This window comes from Nostoc sp. DedQUE02 (assembly GCF_034531035.1).
GTDB lineage: Bacteria > Cyanobacteriota > Cyanobacteriia > Cyanobacteriales > Nostocaceae > Nostoc.
In genome coordinates, this window is the sequence record NZ_JAVRBY020000029.1 from 12795 (window position 1) to 34537 (window position 21743).

The 21743-nt window shown below is 42.9% G+C and carries 16 protein-coding genes; 7 read left to right on the forward strand and 9 right to left on the reverse strand.

Annotated features, from left to right (window positions below):
* Positions 1–58: 58 nt before the first annotated feature.
* Positions 59–1243, reverse strand: a complete 1185-nt coding sequence (gene aepY / locus RMX98_RS20865) for a phosphonopyruvate decarboxylase (RefSeq protein ID WP_322681785.1) — start codon at positions 1241–1243, stop codon at positions 59–61.
* Between the two features lie 937 nt (positions 1244–2180).
* The gene (locus RMX98_RS20870) at positions 2181–3995 is read right to left on the reverse strand and encodes a ShlB/FhaC/HecB family hemolysin secretion/activation protein (RefSeq protein ID WP_322681784.1); all 1815 of its coding nucleotides are present in this window, start codon (positions 3993–3995) and stop codon (positions 2181–2183) included.
* 194 nt (positions 3996–4189) lie between these two features.
* Between RMX98_RS20870 and RMX98_RS20875 the strand changes: the two genes are divergently transcribed.
* From RMX98_RS20875 to RMX98_RS20890, 4 genes are all read left to right on the forward strand, one after another.
* Entirely contained in the window at positions 4190–4630 is a 441-nt protein-coding gene (locus RMX98_RS20875; protein ID WP_322681783.1) for a hypothetical protein, read from the forward strand.
* A gap of 72 nt (positions 4631–4702) precedes the next feature.
* Positions 4703–7609: a HEAT repeat domain-containing protein gene (locus tag RMX98_RS20880; protein ID WP_409881664.1), complete on the forward strand. Its 2907-nt coding sequence runs from the start codon at positions 4703–4705 to the stop codon at positions 7607–7609.
* A gap of 604 nt (positions 7610–8213) precedes the next feature.
* Complete coding sequence (locus RMX98_RS20885) at positions 8214–13337, forward strand: CHAT domain-containing protein (RefSeq protein ID WP_322681780.1); 5124 nt, start codon at positions 8214–8216, stop codon at positions 13335–13337.
* Positions 13338–13509: 172 nt separating this feature from the next.
* The gene (locus tag RMX98_RS20890; RefSeq protein ID WP_322681779.1) at positions 13510–14130 is read left to right on the forward strand and encodes a hypothetical protein; all 621 of its coding nucleotides are present in this window, start codon (positions 13510–13512) and stop codon (positions 14128–14130) included.
* A 564-nt stretch (positions 14131–14694) separates the two neighbouring features.
* Here the strand turns inward: RMX98_RS20890 and RMX98_RS20895 are convergent.
* Together RMX98_RS20895 and RMX98_RS20900 are read right to left on the reverse strand one after the other, a co-directional pair.
* On the reverse strand, positions 14695–15582 hold the full coding sequence (locus RMX98_RS20895) for a hypothetical protein (protein ID WP_322681778.1): 888 nt from the start codon (positions 15580–15582) through the stop codon (positions 14695–14697).
* Positions 15583–15886: 304 nt separating this feature from the next.
* Positions 15887–16111, reverse strand: coding sequence for a hypothetical protein (locus RMX98_RS20900; RefSeq protein WP_322681777.1), 225 nt, complete (start codon positions 16109–16111; stop codon positions 15887–15889).
* A 74-nt stretch (positions 16112–16185) separates the two neighbouring features.
* On the opposite strand from RMX98_RS20900, the gene RMX98_RS20905 reads away from it, so the two are divergent.
* The 3 genes from RMX98_RS20905 (at position 16186) to RMX98_RS20915 (ending at position 18348) form a co-directional block, all read left to right on the forward strand.
* Positions 16186–17553, forward strand: coding sequence for a hypothetical protein (locus RMX98_RS20905; protein ID WP_322681776.1), 1368 nt, complete (start codon positions 16186–16188; stop codon positions 17551–17553).
* Positions 17554–17565: 12 nt separating this feature from the next.
* The gene (locus tag RMX98_RS20910) at positions 17566–17787 is read left to right on the forward strand and encodes a hypothetical protein (RefSeq protein ID WP_322681775.1); all 222 of its coding nucleotides are present in this window, start codon (positions 17566–17568) and stop codon (positions 17785–17787) included.
* A 132-nt stretch (positions 17788–17919) separates the two neighbouring features.
* Positions 17920–18348: a hypothetical protein gene (locus tag RMX98_RS20915; RefSeq protein WP_322681774.1), complete on the forward strand. Its 429-nt coding sequence runs from the start codon at positions 17920–17922 to the stop codon at positions 18346–18348.
* Between the two features lie 126 nt (positions 18349–18474).
* Here the strand turns inward: RMX98_RS20915 and RMX98_RS20920 are convergent, their stop codons facing one another.
* The 5 genes from RMX98_RS20920 to xerC form a co-directional block, all read right to left on the reverse strand.
* On the reverse strand, positions 18475–19104 hold the full coding sequence (locus RMX98_RS20920) for a hypothetical protein (RefSeq protein WP_322681773.1): 630 nt from the start codon (positions 19102–19104) through the stop codon (positions 18475–18477).
* A gap of 61 nt (positions 19105–19165) precedes the next feature.
* Positions 19166–19384, reverse strand: coding sequence for a CopG family transcriptional regulator (locus RMX98_RS20925; RefSeq protein ID WP_322681772.1), 219 nt, complete (start codon positions 19382–19384; stop codon positions 19166–19168).
* 221 nt (positions 19385–19605) lie between these two features.
* A complete protein-coding gene (locus tag RMX98_RS20930; protein WP_322681771.1) occupies positions 19606–19920 on the reverse strand; it encodes a hypothetical protein in 315 nt (104 codons plus the stop codon).
* A gap of 86 nt (positions 19921–20006) precedes the next feature.
* Positions 20007–20159 carry a hypothetical protein gene (locus RMX98_RS20935; RefSeq protein WP_229460982.1) on the reverse strand — a complete coding sequence of 51 codons (153 nt, stop codon included), beginning with the start codon at positions 20157–20159 and terminating at the stop codon, positions 20007–20009.
* Positions 20160–20610: 451 nt separating this feature from the next.
* Positions 20611–21705 (reverse strand): site-specific integrase, encoded by a 1095-nt coding sequence (xerC, locus tag RMX98_RS20940; RefSeq protein ID WP_322681770.1) that lies wholly within the window; start codon positions 21703–21705, stop codon positions 20611–20613.
* Positions 21706–21743 lie beyond the last annotated feature (38 nt).

Below are 21743 nucleotides of genomic sequence, written 5' to 3' on the forward strand. Positions count from 1 at the left end.
CTACGCGGTAATCGAGCGAAGTCGAGATTCAACTACCCCGTAGCCGAAGTATTACGAATTACGAACTTGTACTGAGCGTAGCCGAAGTATTACCAATATGGTTCATGAAGCGTTGCAAAACTGCTTCCGGGGTAAGGTTCGGTCTGGGTAGCTTTTCTAAAGTTCCAGGACGGATTTTTAAATGAGCGAATTTAGGTCTAGTGTTAGCATCTGCGGTAAATAAGGCATCTAAAAGCGAAGGGTCATCTCCGGCTAATGTAACGCCGTAACCGCACGCTTCGGCAATTTTGGCAAAGGAGATACTCGCAGAAACGGTGGCTTGTGCGCCTGTGGAATCATGAACTTCATTATCTAAAAGAATATGGGTCAAGTTAGCACCGCCATAAGTACCGATGGTAGCAAAATTACCCATCCGCATTAATGCTGCCCCATCGCCATCAATCACTACTACCTTGAGGTCTGGACGTGCTAAGGATAATCCTAATCCCATTGAGGAAGCGCAACCCATCGAGCCGACCATGTAAAGATGATTGGCGCTATCTTTACTAGCGAAGAGTTCGCGTCCCGTGTATCCGGTGGTGGCAATTACTACAGTGTTTTCTGGATCGGTAAGTTCTACAATCCGAGCTAATGCTTCGCTGCGAGAAACGCGTTGTTTTTTGTTATCCCGAAAAAAACTTTGCTGAATATGAGCGCTAGCACTATTTTCTCGTTCGGGGATAGAAGAACGGGTGAGGGCATGGGGGGCGATCGCTCCTTTACGCATAATTAGAGCATAAGGACAGCGTTCTTGTTGCATATAGGCTGTGGCTCTTTGCAGAACGGGTTCTATTTGTGCTACGTCTGTGGGAAAAAATTCCCAAGGTATAGTCATTGTTTGCAGCAATTTCTCTGTGATTTGCCCCATTAATTGATGTTGCGGTTCATCTTGCAATACGCGATCGCCTCGCAGGGTACAAATCAGTAGCAGTGGAATCCGAAAGATGTAAGTTAGGGAGGTTAGCGGGTTAACTGCATTTCCCAAACCAGAGTTTTGCATCATCACCACGGCTGGTTTTCCAGCAATTGCGGCTCCGGCGGCGATCGCTACAGCATCTCCCTCATTGGCTGCGGAGATATATTTAAGTTGAACGTCGTTGATGACGTAGTTAATAAAAGGCGTGAGAAAAGAACAGGGTACGCCAGTGTACCACCCAAAGCCCAGATTACGCGCAGCTTCTACAAATTCCTCTGCCTGGATCATAATTAAAAATTTACAGTAATTTTTGACATATAAAGAGACGCGATTAATCGCTTATGTACTGAAGAATTGAGAGAAAAGATTATTACTTCCACCTCAAAACTCGAAACCTAAACTTTAGAATAACGTGAGGTGACATCATTTTAAATGGCCACATTCAACAATAGACCTCTTGCAAAAGTGCTTTTTGCACTCTTGTGGGAAAAGGGTAAAGGTTATGGTTCGGCAAGCTCACCAACCGGGGGAAAGGGAAAATACAGAATCTTTCCCTTTCCCCATTTTCCCTTTTCCCGACAAATGCCAAAAAGTCTAATAAAATCGGTTGTGTTGCATGGCAGTTCCGGGTTATATCATGTCCGCATAATTAGTTACGATTCCCATAGTCATTGCACCCCACCCCCAACCCCTCCCCGCAAGCGGCTACGGTGTATACACAAGTCTGAACTGGCTCAATAATCTGGGTTTTACCCCACCCTAACCACTGCTTGAATTCAAGAAATGATCGCCCGAATTCAAGAAACGATCGCCCGAATTCAATAAACAACCGCCCGAATTCAAGAAACGACCGCCCGAATTCAAGAAACGACCGCCCGAATTCAAGAAACGATCGCCCGAATTCAATAAACGATCGCCCGAATTCAAGAAACGACCGCCCGAATTCAAGAAACGATTGCCCGAATTCAATAAACAACCGCCCGAATTCAAGAAACGACCGCCCGAATTCAATAAATGATTGGATTTAAGAAGAAATTCGATTTGTGTGTACACGGTAGCCGCTCTTCGGGAGGGGAGACAAAGCACAGCTTTGGCGGGGTGGGGTTCTTCGGGTTTAATTAAGTGATTAAGCGGACATGATATTAAATCTGGCTTCAGAAGTTAGCCATAATCAAACGCCATACCACTATTGAATATGTTGTCTCCATAATTTACGGCGAGACAGCTAAGGTTGATAGCGAAGGCTAAAGTAAAAGCCATCATCTTGAGCGTTATTACCACGATCGCTCAGATTGATAAATGGAAATCCATAATCGAGCCGCAAAAACAGATGATCAATTCCCATTGCCTGATTCCACAGGAATCCTAAGCCTGCGCCGACCAAAAAAGTTTGATTAGGTAGCTGATTGGGGTTATTAGACTGATTCCAGACGGCTCCTGTGTCTATAAATGGCGCAAGTTGAATTGTGGATAATCCAGATTCATCGCGCTGCACTGTGATCCGATCTTCGATCGCTACTCGAAATCCATTATCCCCAGAGCGGATATTTTGACGATATCCCCTTACAGATTGTCCACCACCAATCACAAATTGCTGAGAAGGTAAAAGGCTATCTGGTGTTAACTGTAAGTCTGCTTGGATCAGCAATAGCTGATCGTTGCTAAGTTGCTGTACGCGCTGGACTTGACCTAGCCAACTGAAAAAGCGACCATCAGGGATGGGGTCATTGTTGATGGTTGCATCTAATATGTCAATGCCAAAATTAAATTGCGATCGCAAAAACCAAGCTCCTTGAGGTTCGCGCCTGATATAATCTTGACCAAATTTAATTACACTGGTGCGGCTAACGCCATTGGCATCAGGCCCAATGCCAAAGGGAGTTGCGAGGTTATCAAAAAGGAAGGTTTGACCATCTTGATAGGTAAATCCTAAAGATAAGGCAAATTCTTCTTTGGGCGATCGCATCAGTGGTTGACGATAATTAATCTCATAAAGATCCTGGTTGGCCCGAATGTCAAAGGCATCAAAGGGTGGCTCAGTGATTTCGTTGCGATTAAATGCGGCTCGAATCTGCACTTTGCCGTTCATGGCGTTCACGGGAATCTGATAACTAAAATCAAACACATCAGAACCACCAGAGAGTGTATGGTAATAGGAGCCACCTAACTCATCTCCCATACCGGTTAAATTGCGCGATCGCAATTCAACACCCAATCTTTCTGCGCCAATACTGGGAGGCGAATAATTATCTACACCCAGGCTACCAGTTAAAGGGTTTGCCTCTTCAACTCTGACAATGAGAATACTTTGACCAACCTTACCCGTTGGCCGCAAACTCGCTTCCACATTGGTAAATAACGGATCGAGTCGCAACAATTTCAGTTGTTCTTCGAGCTTACCAGTATTGAGAGGAATACCAGCACCTAGTTGGATGCGACTACGAATATAAGATGGGTTTAATCGCCGCGTCCCTTGGATGTCAATCTCTGTCAAACGCCCTTCCAACACCCGAATTACCACAACGCCATCTGCAATATTAGCTTTTTGAATGTCTGGAATCGCTCTGGAATTTATATAGCCTTTATTTAGATAAAGCTGGGTAACAGCATCTGCGGCTTGTCTGATTTCTTCTAGGATTAAGTCTCGTTCTTCAAAAGGTTTGACAACTGGATTAAAGTCATTTTCTTTAAAAACTGTGCTACCTACAACCTGGATTTTGCGAACTCGAATGCGTTGTGGTGCTTCTGGTTGGGGATTTGGTGACGGGGAAGCTTCTGTTTCTTGTACTATTTGTAACTCTGACTGACTGCTCTTTTGAGTCGAGTCCGATGTCAAGGTATTCGCTGTAGCTCTAAGTGAATTTGCTGTTACAATCCAGACGGCAGGTAGAATTAGCAAAGCGTACTGCAAACTAAAACTGTGTTGACTGCATTTAGTAGTTGCCAAACTTTGTGAAGTTTCTAAGTGATGAGAGAAACAGACAATTCTTTGCTGAGTCGTCTTTCCAGGCTTAACAACAGTTTCTGCTTCTTTTCTCATTAGTGGGATGCGTTATCTAACGACTGGGCTAATTTTAGTTTTTGAGTATGCGATCGCTGTATCAATATTTCAATATCATATTTTCGACATTCAGATTTCAGAAGATTTGTAACTAAAATTATGCCCAGGTTTTACGTAATACTATTTGTGTCGATTGAAATAATTTCTATATCAACTCAATTTGTAATGAATTTATGGTAACTGTAACACTTACGGCTGTTGCGACTGCGATCGCCACTACGCTTTGGGCTAAAGCGCAGGAGAAAATCGGCGAAAACATTGGTGATGCTACATGGACGTTAGGTGGTAAGTTAATCGGATTACTCCGCCATAAAAATAAATCGCCATTACTCACCAGTGCTGTAGAGGGAAATGAACCGCAGCGTTTAGATTATGGTCAAGCAGTGCTGGAACTAAAAGCAGCCGCAGACGCAGACGCAGAAATTGCTCAAGTTGTTGTAGAAGTGGAAGCAGCAGCAAAAGCAGAACCAAAACTCACTCAAAAAATTGAAGAAATCGAAAATACTCTCAAGTCTCAACAACCAACCATTCAAAATCTGACGCAGCTAGCAGAAAAAATTGGGGTTGTAAATCAAGGACAGATAAATAACCAAACTAATAATTTCAACTTTTGACTACAGTCGTCCCCAGGGGAGGATGGGACAAAGTTAACTCCCAATGACTGGCGTAAAATTTGTTGTGAATTGTTGGCAGAACGGCGAAAGCTGACTACAAATCCTCTGACATCAACTGAGGGAGTAACTCTGCAAGTTGATGATGTTTATGTACCACTGGGATTAGTTGAGCGCAAAAAACCATCCAAGCCTCAAGGTGATATTTCTCCAGAACAGGGGTCAAAACAGTCCAAAGAAAGAGAAATTACCAAAACGTTTGAGCATGATGCTTTTCTAGAACAAGTTCTTAAACAGAAGAACACTCCTAAAAGTCAAGGTAAGCGAATTGCAATTATTGGTGAACCAGGAGCAGGAAAAACAACACTATTACAGCAGATTGCTAATTGGGTATCTCGTGAGATTCAGCAGTCCATTGTGATTTGGGTATCTTTAGCAGATTTGCGAGAGAAGGAACTAAAATCTTATCTGTTCGAGACTTGGTTAACTCAGGTGGCTGAGAAAACAGGTAAAGCTGAGGCCACTACACAACTAAAAGATGATTTTGTTGCTCTATTTAATCAAAATAATGTCTGGCTGCTGCTAGATGGGTTAGATGAAATGTCCGCATCTAATCCTATAACAGAAATTGCCCGACAATTCCGTGAAGCAGGGTTTATTTCTCAAGCGCGAATCGTGCTGACTTGTCGGGTTAATCTGTGGGATGGCAGCATTAATGCACTTGATGATTTTGATATTTATCGCAGTTTAGATTTTTCTTATCCACAACAGGTAGAGAGATTTGTTCACAAATGGTTCACGGCTAATCCAGAAAAGGGGGAGCAGTTATGCACTGTTTTGAAAGAATCAGGTAAAGAACGGATTCAGGATTTAGTAAAAAATCCTCTGCGGTTGACGCTGCTGTGTTTGAATTGGCAATCAGGAGATGGCAAATTACCCGATACCCAAGCGGGACTCTATCAGCAATTTGTTGATGACTTCTACAAGTGGAAAAAAGAGGAAATTCCTACAACACCTGAGCAGCGTCAGCAACTCAATATCAAACTAGGGGAATTAGCTAAAGAAGCCATAGATAAAGAAGCAACCCGTTTTCGCTTGCGGCAGGATTTTGTTAGTCAGTTTTTGGGAGATGTTGATAATGAAAACTCGCTGCTGACATTGGCACTAAATCGCGGCTGGCTAAACTGTATAGGGATAGATACAAATAGAAAACCTGTTTATGCCTTCTTTCATGTCTCATTTCAAGAGTACTTTGCAGCTAAGGTAATTGATGACTGGCATTTCTTTCTCAACCACGTTCCTAAAAATCCCAGAAAGGGAACTTATCGCATCTTTGAACGGCAATGGAAACAAACAATATTACTTTGGCTAGGACGAGAAGAAGAAAATCTAACACAGCAAAAACAACAGTTGATTGAAGCGTTAGTCTTCTTTCAAGATAGATGTTATAACTATAAGTTTCTATTTACATACGGAAGTTTTTATGACTATCAAGCTTTATTTTTAGCTGCCGCGGGCATTGCTGAATTTAAGGATTATTTCAGAGCAGATGAAATAGTAAAACTAATTATTAACTGGGAAATATATTATTGTATAAGTGTAATCAAAGAGGAAGTTAGGTCATTACTACAACAAACAGACCGCACAAAAGCGATCGCAGCCTTGGTGCAACTGCTGCAATCTACTAATTTGCATGACTCCTTCCGTCAGAAGGCAGCAAATATCTTAGGGGAAATCGACCCAGGCAATGAAATTGCGATCGCAGCCTTAGTGCAAGTGCTGCAATCAACAACTGTTGATTACGACACCTATCCTCGTGCAGCATATAACTTAGGGAAAATTGGCATAGGCAATGAAATTGCGATCGCCGCCTTGGTACAACTGCTGCAATCAAAGAATGTGCATGACTACGACCATAGGCATGTAGCATGGACGTTAGGGGAAATCGCCACAGGCAATGAAATTGCGATCGCCGCCTTGGTGGAACTGCTGCAATCAAAGAATGTGGAAAACTACATCCTTAAAGAGGCAGCATGCACGTTAGAAATAATCGACCCAGGTAATGAAATTGCGATCGCCGCCTTGGTGGAACTACTGCAATCAAAGAATGTGGCAAACGACATCCTTAGAGAGGCAGCATCGAGGTTAGAAATAATCGACCCAGGTAATGAAATTGCGATCCCCACCTTAGTGCGACTGCTGGCATCACCTCATGTGGATCATCACACCCGTAGAGAGGCAGCAGAAAGTTTAGGGTACATTGGCAAAGGCAATGAAATTGCGATCGCCGCTTTGGAGCAACTGCTGCAATCAAATAATGTGGATAATGACACCCGTTGGCGGGCAGCAGATAGCTTAGGGAAAATCGACCCAGGCAATAAGATTGCGATCACCGCTTTAATGCAACTGTTGCAATCAAAGAATGTGAAAAACTACACCCGTAGACAGGCAGCAGAATGTTTAGGGGAAATTGATCCAGCCAATGAAATTGCGATCATCGCCTTAGTGCAACTGTTGCAATCAACAACTGGAAATGAGCGTACCGTGGCAGCAAATATCTTATGGAAAATTGGTACAGGCAATGAAATTGCGATCGCTGCCTTAGTGCAACTGCTGCAATCAAAAACTGTTGATGACGACACCCGTAAGCAGGCAGCAGAAAGTTTAGGGACAATCGGCACAGGTAATGAAAATGCGATTTCTGCTTTGGTGGAACTGCTGCAATCAACAACTGTGGATGACGACACCCGTAGGCAGGCAGCAGAAAGTTTAGGGAGAATTATACAGGATAATAAGCATCGCTTTGAGGTAGTCAAAACTTTAAGTGGTTATCAGCTAGTGAGTGGTGAATACTACGATTTAGCCTGGAAATGTGCCCAGAATATGCCTTATCCTGATTTCTATCAAGCTTGGCATCAGCATAATCTTGCTACTCGTGCAATGCGAAGCTTAAAGAAAATCCTCTTCATAAGAATAATTTAAGTACTTTTGCAGCAGCGAACTTACAAATGAAGTTCTCACGGTAACAGCAGCTTGTCCATTTGTTACCAAGACAGACGCGGACGTTACGAATGTTTGTCTGTTAGCAACAACACCTTAAGCATTTATTATAAATGGATACTCATTTGCTGCAATTGGGTACTCATTTGTAGCAATTGCATACTCATTCATAACTAATGCTTAAAATTTAATCAAACAAATTAAGCATTTATTATAAATGGGTACTCATTTGTAGCAATTGCATACTCATTCATAACTAATGCTTAAAATTTAATCAAACAAACTAAGCATTTATTATAAATGGGTACTCATTTGCTGCAATTGCATACTCATTTGTAGCAATTGCTTATGCATTTGTTATAAATGCTTGAACGTTAGTCACAATAGCTTGAGTCTTTGTACCTAATGCTTGTGCAATTCTTACTAAAGCTTTTTGCTCGTTCCCATACTCCGTATGGGAACGAGAGAATGAGATAACAATTTTTAAGAATAAGTTGCACATCGTGTTAATTAACAACAATTTATTCTAAGTGATAGTCCCTAGCATTATATTGTGGTAACAGGTAGAAAACTTGGGAAAACTTCGATGTCACCACTGATTTCCATTGTCATCGTCAATTACAATCGGGAGTCTTACCTTCAAGAAGCGATCGCCAGTGTCTTAGCGCAGACATGGCAAGACTTTGAGCTACTAATTTGGGATGATGGCTCTACAGATGGCTCAGTGGCGATCGCAAACAACTATGCTCAACAAGATGGACGAGTGCGGGTAGTCCAAGCACACCATCAAGGAGTTGCTGCGGCTTGTAAAGCAGCGATCGCTCAAACTAGCGGCCGTTACATCGGTATCGTAGACAGTGATGATATATTAGCCCCTACTGCCCTCGCCCAAACCGCTACAGTCCTCAACCGCCATCCAGAAACAGGATTTGTTTATACCGATTACTTAAACATTGATGAAGAAGGTAAAGTTCTCAGTTACGGTCATCGTTGTGACATTCCTTACTCCCCAGAAGGTTTGTTGGTAAACTTCATGACTTTCCACTTCCGCCTCATGCGTCGTTCAGTTTACGACCGAGTGGGAGGTGTCAATGCGTCCTTTACTGGTAGTGCTTACGATTACGACCTGTGTCTGAGACTTTCAGAAACAGCCCAGGTACGCCGAGTTCAACAGCCACTCTACCTCTACCGAAATCACTCTCAAAGCCTGTCTTTTACCAAAAGAACAGAACAAATCCTCTGGTCTGCAAAGGCGATCGCTCAAGCACTTTGGCGACGCGGATTAGCAGAAAAGTTACAAATCGATGTAGAATTACCCGCAGGTCGCTTCGTATTAAGGCGGAAAAAACCTTTACTGCACAAAATCGCCGCTTCAGTCCTAGTTATTGCTTCGCTGGTAAATCCCAGATTAGCCCAAGCACAACAAATAGTTCCTGCTAACGATGGTACAGGTACAATTGTGACTCCCAACGGCAATCGACTTGATATCACTGGCGGTACAACTTCTGGTGATAATGCAAATCTCTTTCACAGCTTTCAACAATTTGGGATTTCACCAGAACAAATCGCCAATTTTCAAGCTACTCCGGCGCTGCAAAATATCCTTGGTCGAATTACAGGCGGGAATGCCTCGGTTATCAATGGTTTAATTCAGGTGACAGGTGGCAATGCTAACCTTTTCTTGATGAATCCAGCCGGATTTATTTTTGGAGCGAACGCTAGTTTAAATGTACCTGGTGCTTTCACGGTGACAACAGCTAATGGCATTGGTTTTGGCAGCAGTTGGTTTAATGCCATTGGTGTGAATGACTACAACGCTTTAGTGGGAAACCCTAACGGATTTGCCTTTAGTACGAACCAACCAGGAGCGATCGCCAATGCTGGCAATTTGGCAGTAGGTGCTGGGCAAAATTTGAATTTATTGGGCGGTACTGTAGTCAACACTGGGCAAATTTCAGCACCGGGAGGGCAGATTACTGTTACATCCGTACCAGGGGAAAATTGGGTGCGTCTCAGTCAGCCAGGAAACCTGCTGAGTCTAGAAATTCAGCCCCTCGCCTCTAGTAGCACTCAACCCAATAACTGGACAATTCCCATCGCCTCAATACCGGAATTGCTCACAGTTGGTAATACAGGGTTAACAGCTAATCCCGATGGGACTGTAAAATTAACAGACTCTAATGTGACAATTCCTACAACACCAGGGACAACCATTGTTTCAGGCATTGTAGATGTATCCAGTCAAACAGGCGGTACTGTAACTGCTTTAGGTCAACGAGTTGGGGTGATTGATGCCAAGATTAACGCCTCTGGAACCAATGGTGGCGGTACTGTATTAATTGGCGGCAATTACCAAGGAAAGGGGACTTTACCCAATGCAGAGCAGACTTATATTAATTCCAACTCTGTTATTAATGCCGATAGCAAATTGAGTGGAAACGGTGGACGGGTAATTGTTTGGGGTAACGATACAACTAAATATTTTGGTAACATTTCGGCTCGTGGAGGAGCAAATGCCGGCAATGGTGGAAATGTCGAAGTATCAGGCAAAAATTACTTGACCTTCAACGGTTTGGTAGATACTTCAGCCGCCAATGGTAGCTTTGGTACATTATTGCTAGACCCCAGCACATTGACTATTATCGATGGTGGAGTAGGGACTTTTGATGGCACAGCTAACAACATTGCTTTTGGCGATGCAGATATTGGGGCGAATACAGTTTCATGGGAAGCGATCGCAGCTTCAGGTACAAATATCAACTTACAAGCCACAGGCAACATTACCATTAATGACATCACCGGAGCTACGCCAGGAGTGACTACCCCTGGCGTGGCTACATTAAACTTGGGTAATGGCGGTAGCTTCAGCCTCACCTCACAAAGCGGTTCTGTAAACTTTGTTGATCCCAGCAACACAATCCAGACAACTGGGGGAGCGATTAACATTTCTGGAGCTAGTTTATCACTGGGCAATCTCAATACAACTACTGATTCTGACAATAGTGGCAATGTCAACTTGTCTGCGACTGGCGACATCGTTGCAGGCAACATTATCGCCAGTGGCCAAGGCTACTTGGCAGGTAATATTACAGTCGCAAGTAGCGGTGGTGGGATTACTCTAAATAATCTCGATACTAGCAACACTGAAGGGTTTAATACTATTAATACTGCTGGAACAGTTAGTTTGACTGCCACAGGCAATATTCTCACAGGTAGGATTGATTCTTTTTCAAATGATGCTGATAGCTCAGGTCAGGCTGGCGATGTAGTCGCAACAACCACAGGCGGCAGTATTACCACAGAGGCAATTAACTCGTCTGTAGTCAAAGATGGAGGTGGCGATTTTATCGGCACAGCTGGCGCGATTAGTTTAACTAGCAGAGATAATATCACCGTTAATGATGGTATTAATGCCTCAGCGATTGCCCTTGGAGTCGATGGAACTGGAAATGTTACAGCTGGGAACGTTACTTTACAGACTACCAATACATCTGGTAGCAATATTCGTTTTACCAACATCAACACACAGGCGATCGCAGACGATTTTGTGGATGGAAACACAGTTCAAGGTGGCAATGTGCAAGTGCTAACCAACGGATTGATTCAAGGAATTGGAACCGGTGAAGCGATCGCAACTGGTGGATTTTTTACTAGTGATGGAGTTACTAACGTTCAACCTTCAACCGGAGGTACTGTTAGAATTCGACATGATGGTGGCCCAAACAATGTAGATTTTATCGTCGGTGATGCAAGTGTCAATGGTACAACAGGGTCAATTAATACAGGCGACAATTCAATAATCGCTTCAAATAGCTTTCCCGTCTTGCCTAATGGTGGAGATGCTAGCGGTACACCCTTAGGCATCACCATTACTTCCGTCAACACCCCGCCGACATTAACAGCAAACTCATCGCTACCCGATACCCAGACCAATCAACCTGTTACCTTAACGTTCTCTAGTTTGGCTCCACTAGTCAGCGATGTTAATAATGACATCACCTCCATCCAAGTCGATGTCGTGAATACGGGAAATCTAACTGTGAATGGACTTCCTGTCATCCCTGGTGTTACAACCATATCTAGCGGCGATACTTTGGTATACACACCTCCAGCAGATACAAATGGATCGTTAAATGCCTTTGTAATTAGTGCAAATGACGGCGTTTCCTCTTCTGCACCTGTACAGATAGGAATCAACGTCAGTCAAACTCCTACTCCGACTCCTGAGACACCGACTCCTGAAACTCCGACTCCTGAAACTCCGACTCCTGACACACCGACTCCCGATACACCGACTCCTGACACACCGACTCCCAATACACCGACTCCCAATACACCGACTCTTGAACCCTGCACATTCCAATGCAATCTACCAAGTAAACCGAATAACCCTGTCCTCAATAATCCTCAGATTGATAACCCCGTTCTTAATACCGATCCCACTCCTGAAGACAATTTCACAGATGATTTTGCCGACCATTTGGGCATACCCAGCCCTAAAATCAAAACCCTAGATAATGCCAAAGAAATTGCTCGCAAAATTGAAGAAGCTACTGGTGTTAAACCTGCATTTATCTACATCAGTTTTGTCCCTGTGGAGATTCTACCAGAGGGAAATTTAGGCAAAGCTCAAAAATTTACGAAACAGTTAAATACCATAACAGAAAAGGATAGCGACCAACTAGAAGTGGTAGTAGTAACCGGAAAAGGCAATCCTATCCGCAAGCGTATCCCAGAAACAACTAAAGCCAAAGTTCTCCAAGTAGCTCAAGAATTTCGAGACCAAATCGTTAGTCCCCAAAACCGTCGCCGCACTGGTTATTTGCGTTCATCTCAACAACTTTATCGCTGGATTATTGCACCACTAGAGGCAGATTTACAGACCAGAGGAATCAACAATCTGGTTTTTTTACCAGACATCGGGTTACGTTCAACCCCAATGGCAGCACTTCACGATGGTAAGACGTTTTTAGTAGAAAAATACAGTATTGGCTTGATGCCTAGTCTTAGCTTGACTAACACCCTTTATAAAGATATTAAAAAATCTCAAATTTTAGCATTGGGGGTTTCTCAGAGTACTCAGGGACAAGAACCTTTACCAGCAGTCCCCCTTGAGTTATCAACACTAGTATCTAAACTTTGGCAAGGCAAATTATTGTTAGACAAGCAAGCCACCTTAGAAAATCTCAAAACAACCCGCCGTCAACAACCTTTTGGAATTATTCACATGGCAACCCATGCCGATTTTGCTACTGGTGCTTTGAGTAATTCCTATATTCAACTGTGGGAAGACAAGTTACGCTTGAACCAACTACGACAATTGCGCTTGAATGAACCTGAAGTTGAAATGCTGGTGCTGAGTGCTTGTAGAACAGCTTTAGGAGATGAAGAATCCGAACTGGGATTTGCGGGTTTAGCAGTGCTGGCAGGCGTGAAAACTAGTGTTGCTAGTCTTTGGTCGGTTAATGATGCTGGCACAGCAGCATTGATGACAAAATTTTATCAGAACTTAAAGACAGCTCCAATTAAGGCAGAAGCCCTGAGACAGGCTCAGGTAGCTATGGCCAAAGGGCAGATTTACGTAAAAGATGGTCAATTACAAGGTTTGGGAGTAGTTGGGAACTTGCCTTTACCTAGTGATAGTGCTGATGAATCACTTACGCATCCTTATTATTGGGCTGGATTTACAATGGTTGGCAATCCTTGGTGAAGATAGGGAATATGGGAGATAGAGCGAGAAAAAGATTTTTCTTCTTGCTATAAACTGAAATCGAGCGACATACTCCTACAGTAAACATTACGAGTGAGAGATGGGACTTATTACAGATGAACGCTACAATCTATCGTAAAAGCAAAGAAATAGTTAAATCCAGAGTGGATTCATGACGGCTAATTTAACACCTACAGCAACATTTGACTATGTTACCGTGCTATCCCAGGCTGCGGCTGCATATCGACAACCAAAAGGCATACGTCCTAGTGCTGAAATATTAGTAAATGCCTTGTTACAAGCAGAAAAAACTGCCAAGCAGCAACGGGTAACTTACCCGTTTGAGTTTCTTCTTGGTAAATGGCAACTTTGCTTTGTTACTGGTACTAAGAAAGTCAGAGAACGTGGGGGAATTGTATTAGGCAAAGGTTTGTATGTACCCAAGTTTCTCACAATTCACGTTTCCTTTGATGCCACTTTAGAACAGGATTCAGGCAGAGGCGAAATTGCTAATCAGGTTGAATTTAACCCAGTTTTATTGAAGCTCACAGGGCCAGTACAATATTTAGCTAAGAAAAATTTATTGGCTTTTGACTTTAACCAAATGGTTATCAGTCTGTTTGACCGTGTTCTTTACAACAGAGCAATTCGTTCTGGTAAAGTTAAAACAGAAGATTTCTACAACCAGCCCATAGCCAAAGTACCCTTCTTTGCCTTCTTTTTAGTCACAGAAGATTTCATCGCGGCTCGCGGTCGTGGAGGAGGATTGGCATTTTGGATTCGAGAAATTTAAAGACACTTTCATAAAATCAGGCAGTCTTCCCGAAGGCAACAGGGAAGAAGATTTGAAATATATATGTTTTATCCCATGAAAAGCTATTATTGAATATAGTTCGCCTAATTTGGTTTTTATCTTGCCTTTTGAGAAAAGGATATGCTATTATTGATAATTGTGTGGTTAAGGACGTATAGCTCAGTTGGTTAGAGCGCTACGTTGACATCGTAGAGAGTGACTAGCGTCACCTTTGCACTATCCGTACCTTTTTCTTACTAATCTGCCCAGAACTTATCTTGACTGTCCCACTTTTGTCCCAAGAATACCATCTGAGACAGGACAAATACGACGGTATTAAATAGTATTAATAAATACCCTGTACTTATATCCAGTTTAAATCCTTGGTTGCCGGATGCAATATATTGTGGTATTTTGGTCAGCGTGTCTGGTGAGGCTATAGGCAACCTGGGATCGCTTGAGTTCCTTAAGTGCCAAGGTAACTTTTTGGTAGTCAGGGTCTAAATCAGAAAGACTAGCCTGATTCAACTCAGGGCTAGTCGCTTCCTAAGCTACTTATTAGAGTTAAGGTTGGGTTATTACCCAATGCTCCCTTGAGTCATCAGTCGGATACCAGGATTGCCCTTCAGGATCTCTCTCAGCAGTCCACTGGGCTATCTTGGGTTTACCTATCTCGGCTAGCACCTGGGGTAAATCCTTGAGCGTATTCTGTCTCCCCTTTTCAGTCTTAGCGGTGGATAAAGAGATGTGTTTGGGAGCTAATCTCTCTACTAAAGCGTCTTTGGAAAGTCTCAAGGGTTCCTGCGTAATCTGAGAACCTAATAGGGCTTCTGAAGTATCACACACACTTTGGTATACCTCTTGTGTCTGAGTAGGTTCTGATTGGTTTACCACTTGTAAATAATCCTCAGCCTCTCTAACCAAATCAAATAAATCCCAGTGCCATTTGGTTGTTTGCCAGCCATTAGCCAGTGCCAGGGCGATCGCTGGCTGCTGCATTTTAGCTAACCTATCCTGGTAATCGCCTAAAGCTCCATTAAGGGTAGTAACAGGCTGATATTTAAACTTGTTATCCGTTTTAGCCTCATGCCAGATTTCATCAGGATACTCAGCGGACACCTCTAGCCACTTCTTAGATCCGTTAGCGGACTTCTGGATAATAGCAACTACCCGATCGTCAGGGAATACATACCACTTCCTATTTTTGATGGTTTCCTCTATGGCTGATTTGAGTTCCCACTGAGGCGGTAGCTTGTCCCCTAACCTAAACACACACACACTTTGGTATACCTCATTGCCTGTAAACACTTTTACCGAGTTTTCTACCGTAGTCTGGTATACCTGTTTTAGTGCCTTAAATGCCTCTGCCTGAGTCCTATACGCCCTGGACACTTCTTTGAACCACTCCCAATCTTCAGGATCAACCTTAACTGATAAAACTTTCTGTGACATTGGTATACCTTTATAGTGTAGTAAACCTCTATAACCCCTGCTATCTATACGGGTATACTATTTGTGTGTGTTATCTGAATGAACTGCCTCTTGCCTGCCTCATTAGTCCAGAATAGAAAAACCCCTTGGGGAAACTCCCTAACCACAAAGTTAACTGGTATCATGGCTATCCGGTATACTTCTAAGTCCAGTATACTATCAAAACTCTTACTATGACAAGAGGTATACCAAAGTGTGTGTGTAATAAAATCTCATAAATAATCTGGGGAGTTCTAGTGTGACATAGGTGCTACTCACTTACCCGCTATTTATTTACTAGCTGCTTTGGTCGCTTCATAGATGGGTAAGTAACACCTTGGCTTTCTATCTGTGACCTCATTTGAGTCATTAGCGCTTTCTCAGCCCTCAGAAGGACTACACCCGCCCTAACCAGGGCACTAATCGGCGTGCCTGTCTTCTCAGCCTCACCCTCTAACCATTTATACGTTTCCAAGTCAAACCGGATACCCGCCTGTTTAAGTTTAGCCATAAGTAACCCCACTTTATTAACTAAAAAGTCAACGCGTGGTTGACTAAATCCCTTCAAATGAAGGGATATGTTAGATGGCTAAGGTAATCCGTGGGGGTAAAATCCATACCTGGAATACCAATAAACACCCCAGAGGTAATAAAGGACGTTTTGCTGAAACTCCTGATGCACCCAAGGCAGCTACAGGTAGGCGATCAAGTGCCACTAGGGGTAAATCAGTAACTCGTGAGAAAGGCTTAAGTTTTGAGCGATCGCCAAAGGCTAGTAAGCTAACCCGTACTGAGATACTTAGGCAGTCAGGGGTCATTAAATCAGCTAAACATAACGCTGATGTCTACCAGGCACGGTTAGAGCTTTACCAAGGGCTAAACCATGAACAACGCCAACGGTTGCTGCTTGTCCAAAGGCTTAATCCTGGTCAACGTAGGCGGCTACTAGAGGTACTGAAGACCAAGGATGAAGCTAAGGAGGTAGAAAAACCTCTAAACGAGCGATCGCAGTCCACCCCGGCTACTGGGAAGTATTTAGCGGCTAATCCTGATCACCTGGGTATCAAGGGTAACAAACTAACCATCTGGGATGGTAAGCCAGAGTTAGCTAAAGCCCAAGGCGGGTTTAAGACCCGGAAAGTTAAGGACTTTGAATACTCAGTAGAAGTAGATGGTAAACAGGTAGTTCTCAATCGGAATACCAATATGCACGAGTATATGGGGGATCGGATCTATGGAATGCCCTCTCTAACTCCTAGACTGGCTTCTATGACCCCTGTACAGCTTGCAGATGGTCTAGCCAAATACATGACCAAAGTAGAGACTAAGGATAGCACTGTACCTGACTGGCTACCCACGTACCACGGCAAGGTGGACAAGACCCTAACACCTAAAGGCTATGGCAAGATGCAACAACACCATGTCCATCAGTGGGCTAAAGTACCTTTAGATACCGTTGTTAAAGATTATGAGTCGGGCAAAATAACCCTGGATGAGGCTAAGGCACAGACACAGGCTATCCTAAGCAGGGAAACTAAAAAGACCAAATCAGGTAGAACTGTTGAGGATTGGGTATTAAACCCTGCGGATAAGAATCAAAGATCATTTGTGGTGCTACCTGGGGGGCTACACGACATAAGTAATAGAAAGATGTACCTAGCTAATCACCCTATGGGTATTGATGTAGACGCTAGCGAGTTCAAGTTAAGGAGCTATAGATTACCTGAGTTTGGTGATTCTGGTAGACGTTGGCATTCTGATACTTTTCGTCCAGGATCGTGGACTGAAATCTATCGTAGGGAATCCTATATACTTTTAGGGGAACTAAACCGTAGAGTAGCCAAGGGGGAAGTAACCCATCAGGAAGCTCAAAAGCTATTCAGGGAAGGGCTAGACAAGGTGGACAAGGCTAATCAATATCGGTTACAATATAGTAAGAGCCAAGGAAGCTAGGGTTAACTTTATATGAAAACATTAGACGTAACGTTTACACTAACTGACGGCTCCAAAGTAGAAATACAGTCTTTAGAAGATATCGTAGAAGTGCGTCCATTAGATGACGATGATTATATGGACGCTGAGGTATTTGAAGTTACCTTAAAAGGTGGTAGTACCTACGAAGTAGATTATGTAGAATCAGATGGCAACGCCCGAACTATCCTATGGCAAGCCGTTGAACCTGATTAAATACTTTACCAACCTAAACGACTTAAAGACCACTAGTTAATCTCTAGTGGTCTTTTTTGGTTTCTATAGGGTTAATGTATCTTAGAGAACTGGGTACTCTAAAGGGTATAAAGTTAGTAGGTTAATAATAAAGTGCTAGTTCTTAATATTCTCCCACCGACACATAAGAAAGATGCAGTTAATGTGGTATATTTAAATACCTTATCTAAAACTCAGCTTCTTAGTTATTGGGAGGATAGTGTAAAAACACCCGATCGCTATCTAGTCTACGACGTTGAGCCTATCAAGAATCCTGATTTGGATATAAAAGCATCAGAGTTATCAACGCTAGGGCAATACTTAGATGATAACCGTATTCAAGTTGATGAATCAGATTACCATAAGCTAGCCACAAGGGTAGCTGAGAAATATAGGGAGATTTATGGCATAAACCCACGCCTAGTCTCAAGAAAAAATGATACAGGTAAATGGAATAATAAATCCTATGCTTATTCCCAAGGTTCATTCAGTATTATTGAGGGGTGTTTATTAACCGTTAAGCATTCGAGATCACCAAAATAACCGTTACCCGGTTGTCACAGCGATCATTACGGGGTTTAGAGGGGCATCTAGGTGTGACTAAGACCCCCTGCGGTAATCTAAGAGGCTACCAGAGGGGGCTATGGGTTTATTGAGTATAACTTAGTGCTAAATACCAGTTAAGTCCCGCACCATTACATCGGTGGTTCCATCAGAGTAATGTAGCTTCTGGAACTCTAACCCTGAGTGCTTCTTTAGGAACTCTTTTTGCTCCTCATTGGTTAGGGCTAGGTATTGGGTTTTGATGTCCTCTATGAGGTCAGAATCACGCCATATAGAAGACCATTGAGACTTGGGTAAGTTAAGCCATTGGAGATACAACTTATCCATAATCCTGGCGCGGGTTGCTTCTAACTGTGCGTCAGTCACATCTATACCATTAGTCTTTTTTGCCTGTCTATCTAGGCTAGCAGCTAAGTCAGCAGTTACTAATGCTTGGGCTTTTTTATTACCTTTTTTAGCTTGGTATATCCAGTAGTGCGCTGTAGCTTCAGTGGGTATAAATGCAACTGGTTTATTGTAGCCAACTACCTTAAATAGCTTTTTCCCGCTAGCCAAAGCTACAGCCTGTAAAGCTTCTAGGCTTTTCCCCTCTAAAAAGTCCCGGTAGGAGTTATCAGGTTTATCTACTGCGGTTTGAATATCCACAGCTTTAACGTAGCTAATCCCCTCAGAGTCAATACCCATCGTCATAGGGATACCAGCAAAATCAGAAGTAGAAGTAGTTAAAAGTTCCATGTAAGTCTCCTAAGTGGTTAATACTTGGTTAATAGTTTTCTAGGCTAGAAATCAGTACCCTCTAGGGTGCTAATGCCTTCACTTGTTTCTGTAGCTGGTAAATCTGCCCCTGTAAATCCCTCAACGTGTCTGGGGGTAGCTCTGGGTATTCTAATGGCATCCCCGATCCTATCCTGAGTAAATCAAGTATTAAATGATGCTTACTAATGCCCTTATCCTGTGACTGTGCTTTAAGCTGTAGATCCAAGTCATCAGGTAATCTCAGGGTCATATTAGCCATATTGGTATCTGTCTTATTCCTTAGCTAGTATGTAATAATGATACCATAGATAATCATCAGCGTCAGCACTTAACTGGCACATTTTAGTAAAAAGTGGCACTAGGGGTTAACCCGTTTATGATTATTCTGGTATTCTAGGTGGGCCTATTTATCCCCCATTAAGTCCTGAGCAATCACCTCAAAAGGCTTTCTTATGCTCAGAACTTAAAGCTACTGTAGTCTTACTCAGTATAGGGGGCATAAACTAAAGAATCACGGTTACGATTGGTTATTTTCTTAGGGGTCAAATCGCACCAAGCCCTATATAAATCTACGTCAAAAGCTGTTCTGTATTTCACATGGAATGAGTCTAAGTGATTGATAGTACCATCCCACTCAACACCAACCTGCTTCATCATTTCGATGAGTTTCTTAACCTGCTTCCATACCACAGGGATATGATATGTGTTAGATGAGTTGATTTCCTCAGTTGGAACTGACTCAGACCGATTGACTAAAGAAGCGTCGATTTGTGCTTGTACTGTTAAGTTAGACATGGTAAGATAGTTCCTAAGATTTAAATCATTTTGATTGCCAGGGGTAGCCGTTAACTATCTCTGGTATTTGTTTTGGGGAAAAAAGTCTACTGTTCGGATAGGCTAGCAGGGGGAAGAATCTTTGCTTTGATATATGCGTTGAGTGAGATCGTCTGACCTTGGGCGTTACTGTATGCCAACTGGGCTTCTAGTAACCTTTGGTATTCTTCCTCTGTCAGCCTAACCGTTATGTGCTTCATTTACCCTTTCTGAACTCGATACATTCATAATAGTCTATTCAGTCTATGACTACAGCAGTAAATATACTGGAATATTTTTAAGCTATCTAATACCCGTGTGATACTTGACTGACTGTATATTTGTCGGACATATATATAAGGTTAATCATGGGTAGACGCTTATGATACTTTCTCAGGAGGTAATAAAGGCGTTACAAGCCCGTTACCGGAAATCAAGGGGAACAATGGGGCTAAACAAATATCCTATAACCCATCATTTACCATAGCCCCCCCCCAAGCGGGAACAGATACCGAGAGTTTGGTAGCTCTAATCAGAAATACCATAAACAATGACTGGAAGGAGTTTAAAGCTAACGCCCTGGCATAGCTGCCATAGATAACCCATTAGCCGATGCCTAATGCCCAATGATTGTTTCTTAACCCTTGGGCTGTCCCAACTACCCTAGTTACCTCAGCCGATAGGGATGTCCGGTAACTCTGGGCGGTTTACCATGTGCCCATAGGTTTCTATTACCATACGGCTGTTTTTATGACCTAAAAGGTACGCTACACCTGTAACAGGTATGCCCTGCTCTATCGCATGGCTGCCCATTGTATGCCTAGTGGTATACGGTTTCCTATAGGGTATTTGGCAATGCTTAAGTACTAACGTCCAATACCGCGATCGGAAGTTATCAGCATCAATAATGCAACCTTCAGGTGTTTTAAAAACTAGTCCGTCTGGCTCTACTTTCTGGGGTCTAAGGGACATAAGTAAAGATCGAAGATCATCAGGCATTGATAAGTATCTTATATTCCCTGTCTTAGTTTCCTTTCGGATTCTCGTGTACCCGTTGCCAGTAGGGTCTTTAGGTAGGGATTCTTTAATGATTATTTCTCTCTTTGGGAAATCCAAATGACTCCAACGTAGCCCGATCGCTTCCGAAGTCCTGACCCCCGTAGCCAGTAGGAATATTACAAAGTTTGTGTAATGTGGAAATATGTCATTAAATCCTTGGATTATTTGTTTAATCTCTTGGGAGCTAAAGGGCTTAATCTCTTTTGAAGAGCTTTTTCGTAGCTTGATGTTCTCATAGGGGTTAGTTGCTATTAGCCCCTTAGCCAGCCCCCACTTACAGCAAGACCTAATAAGACTTAGGCGATCCTTGTACGTCCGGGCTGATAGCTCAGACTTAGTTAACCAACTGGTATCCGTTAACCCTGGATTAACCTTAGCTATCATGACCCTAGTCCATCGGTAATGATTAGCTAGGGTGTATTCTGGTAAGTCTAATGAACCCACCCAGAGATCCCATAGTTCCAGTAAGGATTTAGGTTGTGTATTTGGGGTTGATTTAGGAGCTAACCTGTAGCGTTCTAGGGTTGGATCAAAATGTCCGGCTAAGATGTCATTTTGGATTTTGGTAGCGATCGCTTGGGCTGTAGCTATATCTCTTTTATCGCCATATTGCCCACCGGGTATGGGGTTGAAAGTATACCTTTTACCCCCAAAACTAAACTTAAGCTGTATGGAGCCACTATGATTTATTGGTTTTATCTCTCGCATTGTCCCAAATATGTCTCAGATGGTATACTTGGGACAGG